General features: G+C 40.7%; 23 protein-coding genes. 22 read left to right on the top strand and 1 reads right to left on the bottom strand.

From position 1 onward, the window contains the following. Positions 1–110 precede the first annotated feature (110 nt). The 8 genes from QFZ80_RS00315 (at position 111) to QFZ80_RS00280 (ending at position 4,837) form a co-directional block, all read left to right on the top strand. The gene (locus QFZ80_RS00315; RefSeq protein ID WP_307544397.1) at positions 111–386 is read left to right on the top strand and encodes a hypothetical protein; all 276 of its coding nucleotides are present in this window, start codon (positions 111–113) and stop codon (positions 384–386) included. A gap of 61 nt (positions 387–447) precedes the next feature. Then, a complete protein-coding gene (locus QFZ80_RS00310) occupies positions 448–753 on the top strand; it encodes a hypothetical protein (RefSeq protein WP_307544399.1) in 306 nt (101 codons plus the stop codon). A gap of 65 nt (positions 754–818) precedes the next feature. After that, positions 819–1,625, top strand: coding sequence for a hypothetical protein (locus QFZ80_RS00305; protein ID WP_307544401.1), 807 nt, complete (start codon positions 819–821; stop codon positions 1,623–1,625). Continuing rightward, positions 1,606–2,136 carry a hypothetical protein gene (locus QFZ80_RS00300; protein ID WP_307544402.1) on the top strand — a complete coding sequence of 177 codons (531 nt, stop codon included), beginning with the start codon at positions 1,606–1,608 and terminating at the stop codon, positions 2,134–2,136. The genes QFZ80_RS00305 and QFZ80_RS00300 overlap by 20 nt, the downstream gene beginning before the upstream one ends. Before the next feature lie 187 nt (positions 2,137–2,323). Beyond that, the gene (locus tag QFZ80_RS00295) at positions 2,324–3,823 is read left to right on the top strand and encodes a hypothetical protein (protein ID WP_307544587.1); all 1,500 of its coding nucleotides are present in this window, start codon (positions 2,324–2,326) and stop codon (positions 3,821–3,823) included. Then, positions 3,792–3,995: a hypothetical protein gene (locus tag QFZ80_RS00290; protein WP_307544589.1), complete on the top strand. Its 204-nt coding sequence runs from the start codon at positions 3,792–3,794 to the stop codon at positions 3,993–3,995. Before QFZ80_RS00295 ends, QFZ80_RS00290 begins: the two co-directional genes overlap by 32 nt. Before the next feature lie 166 nt (positions 3,996–4,161). Then, complete coding sequence (locus QFZ80_RS00285) at positions 4,162–4,326, top strand: hypothetical protein (RefSeq protein ID WP_307544591.1); 165 nt, start codon at positions 4,162–4,164, stop codon at positions 4,324–4,326. A gap of 43 nt (positions 4,327–4,369) precedes the next feature. Then, positions 4,370–4,837 (top strand): hypothetical protein, encoded by a 468-nt coding sequence (locus QFZ80_RS00280; protein WP_307544593.1) that lies wholly within the window; start codon positions 4,370–4,372, stop codon positions 4,835–4,837. A gap of 254 nt (positions 4,838–5,091) precedes the next feature. On the opposite strand, the gene QFZ80_RS00275 is transcribed toward QFZ80_RS00280, so the two are convergent. Continuing rightward, entirely contained in the window at positions 5,092–5,265 is a 174-nt protein-coding gene (locus QFZ80_RS00275) for a hypothetical protein (protein WP_307556809.1), read from the bottom strand. A gap of 273 nt (positions 5,266–5,538) precedes the next feature. Between QFZ80_RS00275 and QFZ80_RS00270 the strand changes: the two genes are divergently transcribed. The 14 genes from QFZ80_RS00270 (at position 5,539) to QFZ80_RS00205 (ending at position 19,497) form a co-directional block, all read left to right on the top strand. Further along, positions 5,539–6,138 (top strand): hypothetical protein, encoded by a 600-nt coding sequence (locus QFZ80_RS00270; RefSeq protein WP_307556807.1) that lies wholly within the window; start codon positions 5,539–5,541, stop codon positions 6,136–6,138. 456 nt (positions 6,139–6,594) lie between these two features. Continuing rightward, positions 6,595–6,966, top strand: a complete 372-nt coding sequence (locus tag QFZ80_RS00265) for a hypothetical protein (RefSeq protein WP_307544598.1) — start codon at positions 6,595–6,597, stop codon at positions 6,964–6,966. Positions 6,967–7,297: 331 nt separating this feature from the next. Continuing rightward, on the top strand, positions 7,298–7,771 hold the full coding sequence (locus QFZ80_RS00260) for a prepilin peptidase (protein WP_307544600.1): 474 nt from the start codon (positions 7,298–7,300) through the stop codon (positions 7,769–7,771). 5 nt (positions 7,772–7,776) lie between these two features. After that, the gene (locus QFZ80_RS00255; protein ID WP_307544602.1) at positions 7,777–8,334 is read left to right on the top strand and encodes a hypothetical protein; all 558 of its coding nucleotides are present in this window, start codon (positions 7,777–7,779) and stop codon (positions 8,332–8,334) included. Positions 8,335–8,362: 28 nt separating this feature from the next. Further along, positions 8,363–8,662: a type II toxin-antitoxin system RelE family toxin gene (locus QFZ80_RS00250; protein WP_307544604.1), complete on the top strand. Its 300-nt coding sequence runs from the start codon at positions 8,363–8,365 to the stop codon at positions 8,660–8,662. 30 nt (positions 8,663–8,692) lie between these two features. After that, positions 8,693–9,772 carry a GGDEF domain-containing protein gene (locus QFZ80_RS00245; protein ID WP_307544606.1) on the top strand — a complete coding sequence of 360 codons (1,080 nt, stop codon included), beginning with the start codon at positions 8,693–8,695 and terminating at the stop codon, positions 9,770–9,772. Positions 9,773–9,924: 152 nt separating this feature from the next. Continuing rightward, positions 9,925–11,466, top strand: coding sequence for an S-layer homology domain-containing protein (locus QFZ80_RS00240; protein WP_307544608.1), 1,542 nt, complete (start codon positions 9,925–9,927; stop codon positions 11,464–11,466). 360 nt (positions 11,467–11,826) lie between these two features. Beyond that, positions 11,827–12,315, top strand: coding sequence for a hypothetical protein (locus QFZ80_RS00235; protein WP_307544610.1), 489 nt, complete (start codon positions 11,827–11,829; stop codon positions 12,313–12,315). Between the two features lie 273 nt (positions 12,316–12,588). Beyond that, entirely contained in the window at positions 12,589–14,358 is a 1,770-nt protein-coding gene (locus tag QFZ80_RS00230; protein WP_307544613.1) for a DUF4365 domain-containing protein, read from the top strand. Positions 14,359–14,837: 479 nt separating this feature from the next. Continuing rightward, entirely contained in the window at positions 14,838–15,212 is a 375-nt protein-coding gene (locus tag QFZ80_RS00225) for a hypothetical protein (RefSeq protein ID WP_307544615.1), read from the top strand. Positions 15,213–15,329: 117 nt separating this feature from the next. Continuing rightward, positions 15,330–16,262, top strand: a complete 933-nt coding sequence (locus QFZ80_RS00220) for a helix-turn-helix domain-containing protein (protein ID WP_307544617.1) — start codon at positions 15,330–15,332, stop codon at positions 16,260–16,262. Positions 16,263–16,339: 77 nt separating this feature from the next. Then, a complete protein-coding gene (locus QFZ80_RS00215) occupies positions 16,340–16,948 on the top strand; it encodes a MerR family transcriptional regulator (RefSeq protein ID WP_307544619.1) in 609 nt (202 codons plus the stop codon). Between the two features lie 420 nt (positions 16,949–17,368). Next, positions 17,369–18,271 (top strand): CpaB family protein, encoded by a 903-nt coding sequence (locus QFZ80_RS00210; protein WP_307544621.1) that lies wholly within the window; start codon positions 17,369–17,371, stop codon positions 18,269–18,271. Continuing rightward, positions 18,268–19,497, top strand: a complete 1,230-nt coding sequence (locus tag QFZ80_RS00205; protein ID WP_307544623.1) for a CpaE/TadZ family protein — start codon at positions 18,268–18,270, stop codon at positions 19,495–19,497. Before QFZ80_RS00210 ends, QFZ80_RS00205 begins: the two co-directional genes overlap by 4 nt. The last annotated feature ends 5 nt before the right edge of the window (positions 19,498–19,502 follow it).

The raw sequence follows: 19,502 nt of genomic DNA, 5'->3' as shown, positions 1-19,502 counted from the left end.
TCCGTCCAGATATTACAAAGGCATAAAGCGAAATTAAATCTAATCGCCCAGAGTGGGGGCTATCATTCACAGCCCACCACTTATAGGGGCTGCATAGGGAGAATACTTGTATGAACAACAATAAGGCTACTAACGGTGAAATTGTAAAGAACGAACTATCTTCTGCTGACCAATTCGGCTCATTTCTCTCACTAAATCGTTTCTTTGCTCTCCTTGAATCCGGAAAACCTACATTGAGCCAAGCTCAAGATGCTATTCAAGCCCTTTGCAATATGTACGGGGTAAAGGATGAAGAGGAATTACTCCTTAGAGGAGATAGCGAAATTACCACGATTTTTAAAGAGATGAAAGCCAAAATTTTGTCGTTCGTCAGCGTAGAACAGTAATCGACTATTATCTGATAAGGGAGGGAGCCTCGCTAAAAAAGTAATGGCGAGGCGTCACAATATGAAAAATGTCCAATTTCTTGGCTTTGAGTGCACGGTTGAAATTTCCCGCTATGTTAAGGGCGGCGCCGCAATTCAACTCTATGATGCGCAGGACGGTACACCGTTTGCGACAGCAAGCATTTGTGTGCCAGGACTAGAGCTTCCTTCTGAAAGCCATGTAGTGATCAAAAACTATGCGGAAAATGAAGGTATCCTAGATGCATTAGAGGAAGCAGGGATTGTAAAACGGACTGGAGTTTCTGTACGCACTGGGTTTGCTTCATGCCCTGTTGCGGAACTGATCTTGGAACCGGCTCAAGTATGATGTAAGGATATGAGGGTGCTTCGGCATCCTCTATTTTATTTTTACGAAGAAAGGGGTTCCTCTTTATGCATATTCAAATGAACTTGCTGACGTATCAGTCTGACCTGGACAATGAAGCTTATGAATATTTTTACGAGCTGCAGACGATAACCACTACTCGAAGGAGCGAGGCTGGGTATGCCGGTGATCATCGTGGGGAAGCGGCAGTACATAGACTCTATGCGGCTGGGGCAGAGTTGTACAAAGCCAGAAAGAAGGCTCTTGTACCACACGATGAGTTTATTAAGCAAATACTGGAGCTCATTGTTGAGACTTATTGCCTTTCCATTAATGGAAACGTGTTTAGGGATATTTACTTCGTACCTCAAAAGCCTGCTGTCTACCGACCGCGCTTTGCCCGAGACCTGAGGAAAAAGGTGCATGCTGGATTAAGAGTTCCGGCCGACGCACTTCTTGTTTTCTTTGAGTCGGGTGAAAGAGATTATTGTCATTATTTCACAGCGGTCTATATTCATGAAGGTCGATGGTACCAATCCCATCTATGGGACCTCAAAGATAAGGACAAGGTTGAATACAGAGTCAAAAAATTGTATGGGGGAACATTTCAGGCAGATCGTGAAGGACAATTTTGGTCACGTGAAGGTTTCCAAAAGGCAAAGGACGAGAAACGGCTAGATTCTCAGATTGCTGGAGCTGTTTTTTTAAATTATTGGCGTTTTTATGGACGAGATATGGCACTTGAGCGTCTGGGGCTTCCCCCATTGTCGTTGAAGACAGAAGGCGTAAATTGGAGGGATTATTTCTATGGAGTGGTACAAGGATCGGATAGTAGAGATCGGGAGCAAAGTCCATGTGTATCGGAATCTGCATAAGGATTCCATTGTCATTCGTTGTGCGAAGACCGGATTGGTGGCCGGGTACTGTAACACGGTGAGGCTAACCGATGCTCGCTTTTTTGTTTCAGAGAGCGGAAGAGCGAAAGTCTTGGAGAAGCGGGTTCGCTCAGTTCACGCATACGTCGTGGGTACTTTAAATGCCTACGACTTCGAGCTGGAGAGGGAAGGTAAAACTCCTATGACTGAGACCTTTATTAATGAACAGACATGGGAGCCAATTTTTACTGCACCTGAAGTTGTTGTCTCATACGATAGGGCCTTTATAAACAGGACGTTAATATCCACAATCCCGAGCGTGAACATAATGAGCGAGATTGAATGTGGTCAAATGTGCTTGATTGATTATGGTGCATTTCAAAAAGTTGCGACTTATTTAGCATCAGAGAACGGCAATAATGTATTTGTTGATACAAACGGCAAGTTTGTTTTAACAGATCGCTTTTTAACGAAAGGCTCAGTACGCATTAATACGCTTGAGGAGGAGTAAGAACTCCGTTGTCATTGACTAATATTTCATGATACAATGGCAATAAGAATTTTTGGCCCCTTAAGTGATGGGCGTTTGTGTGAAGTCGAAGACCCTATGGGTTGAATTTATGTGCGAAGTGCGCATAAATCTGCTCATGGGGTCTTTTTTGCGTTTTTCACTTATGAAAGAAGGAGGAATAGGGAGTATGACCCAACAAATTATAGATCTAACTAGTTTGCTTAAAAAGAGAATTTCAGAAGAAACCGTAGAGGAAATTCGATCACTCGACCTAAGGGAATTTGCCATTGCAATGGGAGACGAGATCAGACGTGTGGGAAAATGGTATATGACGTATCGAAATGGTGGAGAACGCACGCCTTCTGTCGGAATCAACCCAACGCAACGTAATTGGCAGGACTTTACCCGTCAGGGTGTTGGCGGAAACGATGTACTTTCCTATTATGCCTATCGATTGTATGACGAAACCTCCCTAAAAGACCGAGAACGATTCGTGGAAGCCTGTATACAAGTCTGTGGTATTGCAGGGATTCCATTGAAGTTTCAGGATGGCACGTTTCTTGAACCCGATGGAGAAAGGCGAGTTTCTCATTCACAAATTGTTGAGAGAGACGACCAAGAAGACGCTAAACGTGAAGATAATTGGCTCGATTTCTATTATCGGCGGATGTTAGATCTTTTGGATCTCGGGGATATGCATAGAGATCACCTTAAGCAGGAGCGGGGCTTTACTCCAAAGGAGATTCAAATTCGAGGATATCGTTCGGTAACCGACAATTATCGAAGTCGGTATATGCTAACAAAGGAACTCATTAATTCTTTGAAGGAGGACCCTGTCGGTGTGCCAGGCTTTGTCCTTATGCAAAAAGACCATATGCGGTATTGGACACTTGTTGCAAGGAACGGGTTCCTCATCCCCTTCCGAAACTTATGGAACCAGATTTGCGGCTTTCAACTTAGAGTCGATGACCCAAGAATGATCAAACTACCTCCTGGGTATACAGCGCGTCTGAATAACGGAGAGGTGGATATCATCGACAAAGAGAGTGAATCCGTTGTCTGGAAGGGAGTAAGGGACGATTTTCCAGTGTCTCTAGAGCGGGGAACCGCTGTGCTGGAACCTGGAGCCAAGTATGTATGGCTCTCCACCAGTAAAGATGTTCAGAGGGGAGTTATGCAAGGAGCTCGTATTGGGCATCCGACACCCGCTCCATACCATGTTGCCGTTCCCTCTGCAGTGCTTGAGATATGGAAATCCGGTGATTTAGTGAGCAACGTTTGTGATGTTACGGAGGTATGGTGGGGCGAGGGTCCGCTCAAGGGTGATATTTCCGCAGACTTAACCGACGCCATTCATCTGCAGGCTGCTGGTGTACGGAATTATCGGCAACTCTTTGAACCGACTCTTCAGATCAATCCGAAGCGAGTCATCATCGCATTTGATTCAGATGCTCAGGAGAAGGTTGCGGATGTAGGAAAGACGGTTGAGCAATGTGTAGAGGAAGCAAAGGAGTTGTTTCTTCCGAAAGGAATCGAACTCTATTATGCATCCTGGCATCCTGTTCAGAAGAATGGGATCGCGAAAGGAATAGATGACTTGCTTCGTATGGAGCTAAGGCCCATTATGTATGCATTAGGAGGTGAAGAATACCCTTATGAGTATCCATACGATGAAAAAACTCGGTGAATCTTACCAGTTTCTATATTTGGGATTCATTGTAGAAGGTGTGCTTACTGCTGAGACCTCCACCACCTATGTCTTTGATGCAGCAGCTTTGAAGGATGAGAAGACTGGCGAGAACGTAGAGATGCCGTTGCCCTTTGTGGAGATTGTTAAAGATATGGCTGAAGAATTATAACGAAAAGGATGATGGCTGCCGGGTACTCTGCCCAGGTAGCCTTTTCTTTTACAAGGGAGGCAACATTATTATGATGCAAATGCTACTCGAGTCCGGTATACGGGAGTATGGACCATGATATAATAATTTTTTTTTATGGATGATCGTGAAAGGTAATGAGGACGTGGTGAGACAGCTTTATGATCGTCACTATTCACGTCCGAAAGCCAGCATTGGCAAAGCGCAATTTAAACGCCCAGGCTATAACTTAACTATGAGAACCAAAGAAGGGGACATGCTGGATTTCGTGGCGTTCAAAATTTCCAAGGAAGGACGGATACGAGGCATATGAATCATCCCTATTTAGGAATGAATCACAGCGCCTCAGCTCGTCCATGATTAAGTGGGCGGTTTTTGCAACGATTCAGCAATGGGGGGCAATGCCGCCGGACGGATTTATTACATATGTATCCGACGCCCATGTCGAATCCCAGAATAAAGGGTGCTGTTATAAAAAAAGTGGATTTATTGAAATTGGGAGAAGCAAATCAAGAAATCTTTTGCTGCTTCAGCTCACCGAGTCCAATGCAAGACTCGTATTTAAGGAAATGTCTCTACTGCAAGAACTGCAGGAGATTAAAAACTGGATGCAGGTAGCCATATACAACGGGGAGTGGATCGAGGCGGATTCCTTCCATGAAAAGGGTCTTCTTATTGCAGAGCAGCTGCATGAATTAAAAAAGCAAATGCGCAAGCAGAAGATGGCTGGCTGGACTAAGTTTGAGAGTCCTTTGTCTAAATATGAGTTCTTACTTGAACTTTCTCCGGATGGCTTTGTACCGGAAGATAGTCTAAACATATGATGGCCCGCTTCTGCTACAGAAGGAGAACAGAAAGAAAGAGCGTTCCTCGGATTAAAATCTTATTCCGAGGGACGCTTTATTTTTGTTGCTAACATGCTTATAAGAAAGTTATCTATTGCTCTTATTGGATGACAAATATGTTTTGAAGTGACAAACTACCCGTAATATCAAACAGTCCTGTCTAAGACTTTATTATCATCTAAGACAATGTAGCCAAATTCATTAAAATATCATTTATGACAACCGTACGGTTATTAGTCAAATTCTATTGCTACCAGCCCATATTCAGTGTCTTTATCTAATGTTGCTATAAATTCTCTTATATTTTCACCTTCGTTTGTTGCATAGAACTGATCAATAAAATGTAGAATTGCATTTGGTTTAGCCTTTGCAGTCCATGATCCCCAATCTGTTTTCTTTCCTACCAACTGATTTGTATCAATGTGATCTAAAACTTCCCAGAAAACCTGCCGGCACGATCGGAGCGGGGATCGTCGGCCCTCTTTTTGTTGTCTTGCTATAAATAAGAAGTTGATATTGGTTACTTATACATATACAATAATCTCCTAAATGATAAATGGGGGAATATGGAATGGGAAGAAAATTGACTCATAAAAAAGCGCATGAACAGTATATGCTTGTTCATGATTTACTCGTAAGTAATGGAAAGCAGTATAATAAACTGCTAATGAGGTTCAATGATGAGAACTAATATTTATGCTATCATACTTGTATCAACTCTTTTTTTAAGCGGTTGCGGTACCACCCAAAGCTCAAATGTGGTTGCAGTTGAAACTCCTAAAAGCACAAACGTGGTTGCAGTTGAAACTCCTAAAAGCACAACCCTTACAGAAGACGATCTTGATCGTAAAATGAGAGAAGCAATAGATAGTGCTCGTAAAAAACAAAGTGAAGAGTTAAAATCACCGACTAAAAAAAATTCAACATCGTCACCATCAACATCATCAACAACAACATCAACAACAACATCAACAACAACATCATCATCATCAACAACATCATCATCATCAACCAGTGATTACACGGGAAGCACGTGGCATAAGACAGCTGGAGAAACAACAGGCTATGATTGGGTCAAAATGAACACTAGTCAAAAGAAAGACATAGTGTCTGGAGTTATAAAAGATTGGAAAGCAGCCAGATATAAGTTAAACGCTGATACTGACTATTTTATTACTGAACTTAACAGCTATTACGGTGATAAGTCTACTAACGATACTAATCTCGCAAAGGCAATGAGCCTGATAGGAGTCAGCGGCGGAGTTCTCAGTACTAAGTAAATTCAATGTAACCGCAGCGCATCTAAAGCAACTTGGTTCAAGTTTTAGCAATGTGCGTCTTGAGTATGAATACATATCCGTTACGTGGTGCACACAGAGGAACATTGTCATTCAAAAGTAAATTATATGAAGGTACTACGGTTGAAATATTTTTTCTAAATACATGAAAAGTCGTTGAATTGCAGAGGGAAAAGAGAATGAAGGCAGGTTGTCTAGGAGTAATTGTTGTAATTATTTTGCTTTGGATTATTGGAAGTTGTATGAGTAGTGGAGGGAGTGGTAGTTCGTCTAATCCATGTAGAGATGCAGGTTTTTCTGCTTCGGATTGTTCTAAAGGCATGAGAGAATTACAAAGAATGAAATAAGGATACATAATTTTAAACTGTATATTTACACTTTAATGAGATCTCTAATACTATTCGGCGGGTAATTAAACATTAGGAGGAACAAAGCTAAATGCCAGAAGTTGAAATTTATAAAGACTTCCCAATACATAGTTCGACACGATATCCGGGGGCTATCATAAACACTACTAATCCTGAAATCAGAAATTGGGCGTCTCAAGGAGGAATAAAAGAGTACTCCATTCACAAAGCGCCTTTTCAACCGTACCGGACTTACCCATCACTCGAGGAAGCGCAAGCGGCCATTGACGCCCACCTTACGAAGCCTCCATTTAAAGAATCGTTGCTAGCATCTCTAAAAGATCGTGTCCGCAAACTAGAAACGGGGAACGACTCTAAATTCGATCATCTAATCATGAAGGATGAGGCTGTCGAACTCCTGAACGACATAATAAAGGAGATCGAAAGCGGAAAACACGGCTAATATCCTTGTATAAACGTATGATATTGTGGACATAATGGAAGTATGGTGAAGTGCGCCTCAATTACCGTCGAGCTCTGGTAAAATGTGAGTCAGAACTGACATCTGTCTGTTATTATTCCGCGAAAGCGGCAAGTTGAGCTCCCTATGGGAAGCAGCTACAGGTTCGATACCTTAGCGCAGCCATAGGGAGTTTTTGTCTTTTCACTAAATAAAAAATCAAACATTGTGCAATGTCAAACAATACAACATTGCACAATGTCGTAAGTAGTGATAATATGGTGATAAACATTTTGGAAGATAATGGAGCATTGATAGGAAAGGAGCGGGATCTTTGGATTGGCAGCAAATACTTGTATATGGTCAGATGGTACCCATAATGGCTTCAACTGCTTATACAGACTGGAAATACAGAAAGGTGTTTAACATAGTCTCGATGCCGGCGATATTGGCTATGATTATCACCCGAATCTTTGTTCACCCGCAAGGCTGGTTGTTCTATATAGCCGCTTTAGTTCCAGCGCTATTGTATTACATCATTGCACTTATAACTGATGAAGTAGGCGGCGGGGATATTCTGATGGTTGCTTATTTAGGGATAGCAGCTGGCACCGTGGCCACAATGCTCTCAGTACTCAATGCGGGAATTCTGGGGCTAATCTTATTCTATGTCGAAGCTTTTTTCGGAAAAAAAAAGCCAAGTCTACAACAACCTTGGGTTAGCTTATTGTTCGTGGGCTTCTGCTTTGCAGTTGTGCAAATCGCTTGTCTTAAGTTCATCTTTCCATTCATTAATCCTTGGGGGTAGAAATAATGTTTCAACACCATGAAGAAGTTTTTATTTTTGCCGGCCAAAGAATCGAAGTCAGAGACTCCATGCTCGGCAACCTGTATATGGTTAGACTCAAAATCGGGGAGCGATCTGAAACGGTTGAACCGAAAGAAAAAGGATTCCTAACCGGTCCGAATTCAGAATTCTCGAAGTTGTTGGGGAAGAAAGGTTGCACTCTTATTTCAGCAAACTGCGCCAATTCTTATTTACAACGGAAGAGTCGGTATCGGCTTTCCCGCGAATCCCTTCAGATCAAAAAATGGCTAACTCAAAATGGGGCCGCGCAGGGCGGAATACTGTATGGAGAAATTGAGCCGGGACGGGTACGCGGATGGTATATCGTTTTGATGATGCAAGTGGACCGCTACGGAGGATTCATGGATTATGTTGAGCCAGGGTATCAGTTCTTGGGTGAATACTCCATGTGTTACCAGATACGTGAAGAGCGCGGAATCGACGGCATCTACAACAACGGCTGCGAGTTTTTCGTGACGACAGTAAGTGGACAAGAAGTAAAGACTATTTTAAATGTAAAATAATCTAATGATGAGAGGAAGAAAAATCGATATGTATCAAGTAGGGTTTATTTCGAAACGAGTAAAAAAGGAATTTAGCGAGTTCTCCAAACAAGAGCAAAGGGCTATGGAGGAGGCGATCGCCGAGTTAGGTTTGAATCCACGGCCATTAAGTAGAAAGTACGAACAACTTTTATGCTACACTGAAATCAAAAAAATCAAGGTCGGCAGGATTCGTGTTTTTTACAAGATTGATGAAAAGAATAATCAAATTTGGATAGGCAAGCTTGATAATCGTGATAGCCATACATACAAAACCGATCCTAAGAGTTGGTTTCAACGGTCAGCGTAACATACCTCATTATGACTGGGAGAGAAAGATATGATTCCTTATTTAAGCTTAGGTGCTGTTCCTTTACTTGCAGTGTTGCTTTATATTACCAGGTTGTTTTATCGCCTTCGAAAAAAACGCGGTTATAGGTTTCTTACAGTTGGATCGGCGATATTACTTTTATCTGCACTACTGGAAATCACCATTTCGACGACTGCACTCCAGCAACCAATGCTGCCTGTGTTTCTTCATCATCTAGTTCAAGCTCTGTTTAATATCGGCTGGTATGTGAGCGGAATCGCACTGTTTATGCTTAATCGAAACTTGGCCAAGCGAGGAAGGATAGTTCTTCTTTGTGTTCTTCCTGTGATCTTGATTATCAGCTTCATGCCGGCATATATCAGTATGTTCATCTGCGGTCTCGCTGCGATTTTTGTAGCTGTACAAATTTCTAAGTGGTTGCCTGAGGCTAATTCAGGATTCCGCTGGCTGCTCATTTTATTTGCGCTTTCTGAGCTGTACGGTGGTATAGAGCAGCTGCTTCCCAAAAGTTTGAACTTGCATTACGCAGTTCTAGTACATGATTCATTCTTTATTGTTGGCTGCAGTATGGTCCTTGTTCTCGTAACGACGCGGATTTCAGATGTTTTGGAAAACTCGTACAAGTCATCCATTACCGACGGTCTTACTGGGCTCTTTAACAGAAAGTACTTTATGAGTGCAGTGCAAAAATATGTGGAGCGGGCCTCGGACGTGGCGATAATCTTTTTTGACCTCGATAATTTCAAAAAGGTCAATGACACACAAGGACACAAGGCTGGAGATGATGCTCTCAAGATAGTGGCTTCCATCCTGAAGGAAGAGATTGAGGGTCGTGGGATTGCTGGAAGGTTCGGCGGAGAAGAGATGGTTGTGCTCGTAACGTCGAATGAAACGGTTTTGCTTATAGAAGAATTCTCGGAGCGGGTGCGTAAACGTATTGAAAAGGAATGCGTTACAACAGCAAGTATTGGTTTCGCTCGGTATTCGAAAGGCCTTCCTGCAGATGAGCTCCTGAAGCGCGCCGATGAAGCTATGTATTTCTCTAAGTCAAATGGCAAAAATCGTGTCACGGGTTTCATGGTTGCATGAGCAGAAACTCCACTCCTGATCAAGGAAAATAAAGTTCGTTAGTGGAAAATAGAATTCGTTAGTGGATATCACAAAAGTAAACAGTTTATCATCAAGCGAAATAACCGCGGTAGTTTTTGCATTTGTTTCTATTACATACATCGGGGGTTCTCATGAGAAAAAGAATTGTAAGGCTTGTTGCAAGCAACGCATTAATAGCATCCTTATTTACTATGGCAACAGCGAATGCACAATCTTCCACCTTTATGGATACCAAGGGTCATTGGGCTGAGGAAGCCATACAAAACATGATTCAGCTAAACATCGCAACCGGATATGAGGATGGAACATTTAAACCCGATGTAACCATAAGCAGAGCAGAGTTTGTAACAATGCTATCGAAAGCGTTAGGCCTCAAACCAGAGGTAAATACAAATCAAAAATGGTATCAGCCGTTTATTAACGCAGCCGTTGCTGCAGGGATTCATCGTTATGAAGATTTTACCCAAGACGTAGAACGACCTATTACTAGACTAGAAATAGCTAGATTAGTAGTCAGATCAATCGGGAATGAAAATAAAGATTCAATTGCGACCACTGATAGGTACTATGCTTATAGAGCAACGGAAACCGGACTTCTGCAAGGTTTAACCGGCGGTCAACTTGGACTGGACGAAATATCGACACGTGCGCAGGCGGTAACAGTTATCAACCGTGTCCTGCAACTAAGATCAGGCGGTAAGCTAAAGGTAGATAGAGCTGCATTAGAATTAGCTGATGTAGCATTAAATGGTACCAATTTCAGATCCAAATTAGACAGGGCATCTAATATAGAATTTCCCTATACAGTTGAACTTGGCGGGATAAACTGGACCCTCCATGAGGTTTACCTGATAGACGGTAATGATACCAACTCTCCTTTTATGCAAATTGTACGAGAGGAAGATGCCAAGTATCCGCATATAAAAAGAAATTATGATGGACAGATTATTACCATTCTGAAAATGACTTATGATTTGGGAGACGGCGGACGAGGAGATACCGTTATTGCAGATCATTATTTCAGTACAGGTGGCAACTCAATAATTAAAGCCTTTAGGAAAGACGAGACCGGCATTAGGGAAGGGTACCAAATTTATGTTGAATCCAAGAAAAAGTATATTCGTTCAGGGCCCTATATCCAATTAAGCGATTGGAGAACTAATGAAGATCACCAATTGCTTACGGCTTATGCAGATGAACATCCCATACCTTATAAAAAGGAAGAATTGTTGGATGCTATTCTAAAGTCAGTTGACAGCAGTTGGTTAGAATTCTCAAACAGACGGATGTCTCCTGACTTTAAAGGTACGTGGTATGTTCCCGGGGTAGAAGAAATAAACGGTAAGATTTATGGCGGTTTTCTCTATCGGGACTCATTAAATCCTAGTTATTCTAAGCTTGTTGCATCTTATACATCAAAAGGGGTTATGCCCTATGTCAAAATAGAAGATGTGTTAAGTGCGAATAATGAACCTAACATGGAAAATTTCAAGGTTGCAGTTAACTTAATGAAAATTTTTGGCCACAAAGTGGACGATAGTCTTATCAACGAATTTAGTGAGGTTGCAAAAACTTCCATCACTAAAGATGTTCAGTGTGAGGGTTATTCCGTACACATCTACAAAAATAATAATCAGATCACTGTGCAGTTTATTCTCCAGCTTGATTCTTAGGAAGGCACAAAAACAATAAACTGGTCATTGACTAACGAACTTTATTTTCCTGAATCAACTCCTGCTGCTGATCGGGGAAATTAGAGATCGTTAGTGGAAAATAAAGTGTTTTACTAGAAAATAAAGTTCGTTAATCGGTTTTACAACTGTAAACATTACGAAATTAGCGCCAGGATCAGACTAAATACACGGTCGTCGGGGAGGTTACCGGTATTAGAATAAAAATAATAGCTAAACCTAAAGCTTTTAAGCTCGGATACTAAGGGCTTTTCATGCGATAGAGATCGATCCTAATGAGAAGTTTTTAATACTGATCATGCAAGATGAAGATTAAACTGACGTGATAGGAGGATGCAACACATGCGCTTTTACAGTAATAATAATGTCTCAATTGCTTCTATTAACGTACTCAAGCTAATCTTTATTTTAATAATTCCTGGTACCATATTAGGGTTTATAATGTTCCCCGAAGCAGGTCTATTCGCTCCAATAATGGGTATTTTCATACCAGTAATTGGATTCATTGTTTTTATTTTTATCATTAATCTCATAACTCCGAAACGACACGGAAAGTTTACAGATTATGATGGTTCACCTGTTGAAGTGAAAATAAATCAGCTTGAGTACCGTGGAAAAACAATAAACTTTGATTCAATACAATATGCCAATGAAACATATCTTTATAGTAGATGTTATACGATTAGCTATGTTGACGATAAAGGAAGATATGTCAAAGAGCGTATCAGTTTTGGTTTTGAAAGGAAAAACGAATTTGAAATGTTCAAATCAGACTTTCTATCAAAATACAGAATGCATATCAGTCCACGAGAAAATATTTGTGTAGGGTGAATATTCCCCTCCCTTGATAATTCGATAGTGGTTTTTTTTTTGGCTAACTGATGACCATGCTACTGCCGCTGCTGCTGCTGAGAAACATTTAATGAAATCATCGGAAAATATAGATACAGCCGAAACTGTGCTTATCAATGTTAGTAGATATAAGCGATTAGCATGGCACGAGCGACTACAATAATGCTGCCCAATAATTTGAATACGAGTTGTAGAATTTGTACAATGCTATTGTTGGAAAAATTATCTTATTCGAAAAGGATGATGGCACAGATGATGCTGTCCAATACACAAATAGAGCGCCTAGCTGTAGGTGCAGTTACAACTGCGGCACATCAACCAGGCTCATACTTGAATGCAGATATACCTGTCGGTGATAAGGGAATATCTTTTGACGGGTCCATATCTGTATTTAGAGATGGATCCGAGAAAAAGGAATCCTTGGTAGGAATCGTCCCAGTACAAGTAAAAGGTAATACGGTGGATCATTTCCATGAAGAAAATCGGTCTTTTTCCTTAGAAATGGCCCATTATAGAAATTATTTAAACAGCGATGGCGCCTTGCTGCTCGTCGTTGATGTCAAGATGAGTGGTGCGACTAAAATATTTTATAAATCACTCTTAGGGATGGAACTCACTCGAATTATTGAGAAGTACGGTCACCAGAAGACCAAATCCGTAGAATTACGTCCACTTGAGGAAACGAATCTCTATTCGGTTTGTCGAAAGTTTTTATCAGAGAAGGAACATCAACCCAAAGTCCTTGTAAAGAACAATTTGTTCCCTAAGGACTCTTTCCAAGCATATACGCTCACTAGCTTAACGTATAATCCTACGCATACTACGACTAGCTCGATATTTGAGCACGACTTTACTATTTACGGGATGGCGAATAACATTCGAATACCTCTAGATATTGGTAGAATCCAATCCTTAGGAACAGCAGGATTAACAAGATTCGAAGTTAACGGGCATTCATATGACTTTCGTACGAAAATATCCGTAGAAGAAGATAAAACAATCCTCATTCTTGAAGAAGTGTTCTCCATTACTATCGAACAGAGCAATATGAAGTTACATTTTCGTTTTTTAGGGTTCCATTCTCTAGCCGCGCAATTACAAGTCATCCCTTTCCTCAATGATATGTTTGCTGGCCATCCCGTGCAGTTTGCAGGTTCATTTTTTGAAATTACACAAGGCAAAGAATTACAAGATGAGCTCCAAAGTGTAAAACAACTTCATAGAGAAATTGAAGATGCTTCTATTCTTTTTAAGCATTTAGGAATTCAAAATAATACAGTTTTTAATGAAGCAAAGGATGCTGATGATCTCGGTTTGATTTTATACTTATTGACAAAATCAATTAATCAGAAAAAATTAGTAGGTATCAAGATTAAGGATCCAGAAAGTACCAAGCTTATTAACGTAGAGCTCGGGGATAAGTCTGTTCTCGTATATTATAATCCAAAAGGGGATTTGCTAATATCTAACGGCTACGGAATGGATATGCTTGAGTTACGCATTGATATCCAGTTCGAATCTGGGGATACTTTTCCGCACAGTGTCTATACCATGCTTAGTGTGGATACATTGGCGAAAGCGGTAAATCTTAACCCCGAAACATTAAAGAGGTCGTTCGATCATTTTGATCCATATGAAACTGAGGCTGCGTCTAACTGGACTAATCAGTTTTGTCTCAGATGTATAAACGCTTTTGACTTAAGCGGAAATACTGATCTGCTCGAGGTTGCTGATCATTTGTATCAGAGAGCACGATCTTCAAATCCGCCCGACCCGGTAAAAATCATTAACAGGCTTCAAATAAAAAAACGAATACATGGGAGCCTAAGGGAGGAAGACAATGAAATTCTCATCCAGTTAAAATTGGATGGAACTAAACAGGATAATCTGGAGCTTGTATTTTGTACTAACGTGTTACTCGCGAACAAAATGGAGGCGAATTCAGCCTATCGGCAGTTTGAAAAAGAGAAAAAGGAATTTTATGAAGACCTTCCCATATTTAAGTTGTTAAAGGATCTGTAATTGAAGACTCTCACTCCTTTGTTTCTAGTGCTAGTATCTGACAGATATCAATGGTTCAGAACTAATTCTTATATATGGGCTGATAAGTCTGAAGTGTCAGATGACTTAATACAGTATATTACGTAATACTAGAAAAATAGCTATTCAACTCCCTCGGTGAACGTTACTTAAATTTAGATCTCCAGCGGCCAGTCAGTAGATAAACGGATTATTAGTTGCCATACTTATTAATAAAATAAGCCTTATCTTTTAATACTGTCAGGAATCAAATTAGTTGGGGGATATGATGATTTTACAAGAGTAAACATCACTAACGAACTTTATTTTCCACTTTCACCTCATTACATTTTGAAAAAGTCTCCTAAGTAACAAACTAATTTTTAATTATAATTCTCATAAAAACTGCTTAATTACTGGATATTGGCTAACGAACTTTATTTTCCTGAATCAATCATTTTATGAAAGGTGGTTGTACTTAAGTGATTAAATTATTGATTGTTGAAAAAAAGAACCATCTTCTTGAAGGTGGTATATGGAAAGCGATTATTGATCCCAATGCCATTTCTGTCGTATATGTGGGTTCAATTGATGAAGCTGTCGAACTGGAACATAAGGAAGCAATTAACGTAATAATTGTTAGTGGTTCTTTGCTTATAGATAGTCATCTAGAATCGCGTAAGACTATTGATCAAAACTTTCCGAATGCAAAGTTCTACATTACTTCAATGTATGAAGAGGAAAGCTTTAAATGTTTTGCGGCGGATGGTTTTGTGTCAAAGAAGGCAGCCAATGCTATTGAGTTTATTAAACAATTGCAAGGGATAGTGAATTTGCATGTGACTAGGGAAGGCTAGATGATTGATTGCTGCTTTAATTGATCCACCTCAGATGCGAGATGGAAAATACATCTTCCCAGAAGGGAAAATTCAATCAAAATTAGTCGATAGTAATTTATTTGGGGGTAACGGGCTTTGCTAACAACTGATGACGCGATGACCGAGCTTAACTTGTCTAGACGGACTATTTTTGAATGGATCAAGAAAGGGATATTGCACCCCATTGGATCGCGGGATGGATTACGATTTTCCCCTGATGAGATTAAAAAAGTTAGAGAATTTTTTAATGAACATGTAACCATGAGAGAGGCAGCTCTCATATTAGAAGTCCCGTTGCAATTCATCAAAAGCTGGATTGAGAAAAACGTAGACCCTGCATTCCCTTCACATCCATACCTGCGTAATGCAACTTATGCCATCCCTAAGAAGTGGATTGATTCTCACCGTGTTGAGATATGTGGAGAATTTAATGGTCACAAAAACAGGAAAAGAAATACGCCAAAAGAGATAAAGGGGCGTGAGTTGAATCCCTTTTTTAATGGATACCGCCTGTTCGATAGCGTAGATAGGGATGGGGAACATTGCTGGATTGTTGATACGGATCCGGTCACAATCCTTTGTAATGGCAAAATGGTAGTATTGGATAAATCCGTTCCAGAGGGGACTAGTGAGCCTTGTCTTAATTTGCCTTATGCTGCAAGCAAAGGGGCAGTACGATTCAGTATACCGCACGCATCATTGGATGATACGACTCTACACATGTTGGGGACCATGGTCCATCAATTTGGCACGAAGAATATTCGGATTTTTTGGGAGCAAAATTCATACCTGGTTGTCGTGAGGAATGGCATGGTCTTACGTAACCGTGAGAATGAAACGTTATTGAAGAATTATATTGTTGATGGTGAGGTCTTCTCAACTGATGAAGGGATTATCTTAGGCGATTTTGTACATAGACTAACGATCTCCTTACATTATTCAGAATTTCAAAAATTACACAAAGCAACTGATGGTCATGTACAAGAATTGATATCGAAAATTATTAGACAGCATTTGGAGAATAATTAATTTGAATGAATTGCCTTTAATTGGTATTTTATTCTAACTTTATTTTATAAAGAGTTGGTTTGTGGTAATATTATACTATGAAGAATGAGTACAAAGTAGGAGAATTCGCAAAATTGATTGGCAGAACTGTAAAAACACTACAGAGATGGGACCGTGATGGAACTTTAGTTGCTCACCGCACTGAAGGAAATCGTCGCTTTTATACCCATGATCAGTATTTGCAAGTGAAATTTAGAGATCATCGTTCGGCAGGAAAGGGGGCTGTTGTCGGATATTGCCGTGTTTTCAACAGCGAGAGAAGGCATCTGTACGACTACCAACATAGAGTGATTCTCGAGTATGCTATTGAAAATAATATTTCAGTTGATCATTGGTTGTATGATACCGGTGGACTTCTAAACGAACGGAAAGAATATACCAAACTTTATCAAATGGTCGTAGCCGGTGATGTGAGTCTATTAATTGTTCCAATACAAGATAGATTAATGAGATACGGATATGAAGCATTTACCTTCTTGTGTGGGTTACATGGGACTACAGTGATATGTGTTAGCGACTATCGTCCAGTGAATGAACACTTGATTTCTCCGCCTGATGAAGAGACGGATGAATTATTACAGCTATTGACTTTTTATCGCCGAGTAAATAAACAAAAAGTCATTGAGAAAATTAATGAAATGCCTTAGTGCTAACATATTGCATTTGAACGTGTGCAAGTTTATACTAAACGTGTGTGTTACTAGTTCAGCATTGAGAGTTGCTGAACTAATTGTTCAAGATAACGTGGCTCTATGAGTCGCACCTTCCTTAGGGAAAGTGTGTCATCATAGAGCTTTTTTGTGTTTACAACTACGTAATATGACAGGTTTCGACATTAGTTCTTTATATCTATTTACACGATTCGACAAACTTAGATTACAGTGTCTTTTAGACCATATAAATAGAAAAATTTGTCGCTATTTTAGTCCTATGTGTGTATAATAAACACGTACAACACAATAGAAGGAAAACATTTACATATAATTTGTCGATACATAGGTCTTGTATCTTGTACATCATAGAGTAGAATGCCCGTAGGACATAGGGCTATCTGGGGAGTGATTCGTTTGCGGAAAGTAATTATTGGGGCTTCGGGAGTAGCCCTTATGGCGATTTCTGTCGTTGGCAATCTATATTTTTCCAAATTAACAGAGGTCAAATTCACCTCTACAATTACGGTTAAGCCAACTCGGTTGCTCAAGTCAGGGGAAATCATCGAAGCATCCATGCTGCGACAAGTATCCATACCCGAGGCCGCTCACGTCAAAGAAGCAATCATTGATTCAAAGGATCTCCTAGGCAAGGAAGTACTCGTGCCTGTTGGGGAGAACGAGGAAATTGCATCATGGAAAGTCGGTACTCCGGGTTATGTTCCGAGGGAAGGCGAACGTTATTACAGTTTTAAGACGGATGTCACGACGAACGTTAATAATATGGTCCGCCTCGGAGATTCGGTAGATGTTTGGGTTGAGTTTGATAGTCCAAAGTTGATCCGGACTCCAAACGGGTTGGAAACGATAGGTGCTGTAAAGATCATTGAAGGGCTTCGAGTTACATCGATCAAGACCGCAGAGGGAGTTGAGGTTTGGGACGTTAATGCGTTGGAAAACCTGGTTCAAAGTGACTCCGACCAACTCGCGAATAGTCGTGCAAAATCAACAGGAAAGCCCGAAACGAATACATACATCATGAACGATGACACTTACAGTGCGTACGCACTTGGTTCAATTGGCGGGAAAATAAAACTCGCGTTACCAAACCTAAATAAACGTGACATGCCACCGGCTAAAGTTACGGATTCCTTCCTAGAGTTGCAGAGGGCGGATGCCTTTTCGAAACAAAATAAGGGAGAAGTTACGGTAAAGAGCAATCTTAAAGATACGGAAGTTAAAGGGAGCAATTCTAGTGCCCAACAGCCTCAGTCATCAACTCCGCCAGTAACACCTACAGCTACGGAGGTACGTAAATGAGAGTTCTAATAGGTATCAAGCAACAAGAGGCAATGGAAAGGCTTCTGGAATATCGAAAAGAAGGTATGGAATTTCAGATTGTTGATCAAAAAGACGAATTTTTATTCCACCTTGCAAATAATTATGATGTCGTTTGTGCTGATGCCGGTCTATTCACCGATCTGTATCCATGGGTATGGGTTGATGAAATTAAGCGTGCGTCAACAGGTGCGCTGGTTTACATCACATTAGACACGGTTACGTACGATTCAGCGATGATATCAATTATCGAGAAGTTGGCGTTGGATTACGATTTCACTATTCTTCCAGCACAAATTTCATCTGAAAAGACAGCTTATGAATTTGCCAAAAACATACTCGGGTTTGAACGAAGTCAAGATCAACACGTTGAAGGCGGCAAATTTATTTCAGTATTGCCAGCAGCTGCGGCGGACGGCGCCTCGACGGTCGCAATGAATACGGCCCTTGCTATTGCTTCGAAAACAAAATTACGTGTGGGATTAATCGACGGGAATCTGAAAAACCCCTCATTGCGATCTCACTTAAACATTTCGGATCGGATTAAAAGTAATTTTCAAATACGAGCAAAGCTGCAGTCGGGTACGCTGGACCCATCCTCTTTAGAAGCTGCATCTGTCGTACATAAAAAGTTTTCTAATCTTTATGTTTTGCCAGGCAGCCACCGTAGGGAAACGGCCTCTGATGTGACACCGGAGATGATTTATCACCTAATGAGCGTCGCTAGACAGACTTTTCATATTACGATCATGGATGTCAGTTCCTTTGCAGATAATGCAGCCACGATATGTGGTGTTAGATATGCGGATGAGAGATGGTTGGTTTCTCAACCGATTTATACATCGTACCGGATCAGCTGGAAAGAATGGTTGGAATGCTACTGGCGACTATGTGGTTTAAGTTCAAAAGACTTTAAGCTTGTGATTAACCGGCTACAAGAAAATGATAAGCTCGAAGATATGATTAACTATCTCGACATGGATGTAGCAGGGAAGATCCCGAACGTGGGTGGTGGATTGGGTGTTAAATCCATTCACGATGGTATCCCTCTATACTTACAAGCTGATTCGCAGATCGATTCCTTTAACCAAGCAATTAATCAACTGGCCTCAACGATTGCAGATAGTAATAGTACGGACTTTGTCGCTGCCGCTTCTGAGCAAAAGCAGCCTGGCTTCTTTCGTAAAATATTCCAGAATAGGGGGTGACTATT

It is taken from the genome of Paenibacillus sp. V4I7 (genome assembly GCF_030817275.1).
GTDB lineage: Bacteria > Bacillota > Bacilli > Paenibacillales > NBRC-103111 > Paenibacillus_E.
The sequence above is the reverse complement of the archived record's forward strand: the minus strand, read 5'-3'. Positions and strand labels throughout refer to the sequence as shown.

What these genes read in the sequence shown, in the direction of transcription:
- QFZ80_RS00305 (WP_307544401.1), top strand. Translation starts at nt 819, where the DNA reads ATGCATATTCAAATGAACTTGCTGACGTATCAGTCTGACCTGGACAAT.
- QFZ80_RS00265 (WP_307544598.1), top strand. Translation starts at nt 6,595, where the DNA reads ATGCCAGAAGTTGAAATTTATAAAGACTTCCCAATACATAGTTCGACA.
- QFZ80_RS00280 (WP_307544593.1), top strand. Translation starts at nt 4,370, where the DNA reads ATGATTAAGTGGGCGGTTTTTGCAACGATTCAGCAATGGGGGGCAATG.
- QFZ80_RS00290 (WP_307544589.1), top strand. Translation starts at nt 3,792, where the DNA reads ATGAGTATCCATACGATGAAAAAACTCGGTGAATCTTACCAGTTTCTA.
- QFZ80_RS00230 (WP_307544613.1), top strand. Translation starts at nt 12,589, where the DNA reads ATGATGCTGTCCAATACACAAATAGAGCGCCTAGCTGTAGGTGCAGTT.
- QFZ80_RS00255 (WP_307544602.1), top strand. Translation starts at nt 7,777, where the DNA reads ATGTTTCAACACCATGAAGAAGTTTTTATTTTTGCCGGCCAAAGAATC.
- QFZ80_RS00240 (WP_307544608.1), top strand. Translation starts at nt 9,925, where the DNA reads ATGAGAAAAAGAATTGTAAGGCTTGTTGCAAGCAACGCATTAATAGCA.
- QFZ80_RS00310 (WP_307544399.1), top strand. Translation starts at nt 448, where the DNA reads ATGAAAAATGTCCAATTTCTTGGCTTTGAGTGCACGGTTGAAATTTCC.
- QFZ80_RS00215 (WP_307544619.1), top strand. Translation starts at nt 16,340, where the DNA reads ATGAAGAATGAGTACAAAGTAGGAGAATTCGCAAAATTGATTGGCAGA.
- QFZ80_RS00205 (WP_307544623.1), top strand. Translation starts at nt 18,268, where the DNA reads ATGAGAGTTCTAATAGGTATCAAGCAACAAGAGGCAATGGAAAGGCTT.
- QFZ80_RS00295 (WP_307544587.1), top strand. Translation starts at nt 2,324, where the DNA reads ATGACCCAACAAATTATAGATCTAACTAGTTTGCTTAAAAAGAGAATT.
- QFZ80_RS00270 (WP_307556807.1), top strand. Translation starts at nt 5,539, where the DNA reads ATGAGAACTAATATTTATGCTATCATACTTGTATCAACTCTTTTTTTA.
- QFZ80_RS00235 (WP_307544610.1), top strand. Translation starts at nt 11,827, where the DNA reads ATGCGCTTTTACAGTAATAATAATGTCTCAATTGCTTCTATTAACGTA.
- QFZ80_RS00245 (WP_307544606.1), top strand. Translation starts at nt 8,693, where the DNA reads ATGATTCCTTATTTAAGCTTAGGTGCTGTTCCTTTACTTGCAGTGTTG.
- QFZ80_RS00250 (WP_307544604.1), top strand. Translation starts at nt 8,363, where the DNA reads ATGTATCAAGTAGGGTTTATTTCGAAACGAGTAAAAAAGGAATTTAGC.
- QFZ80_RS00315 (WP_307544397.1), top strand. Translation starts at nt 111, where the DNA reads ATGAACAACAATAAGGCTACTAACGGTGAAATTGTAAAGAACGAACTA.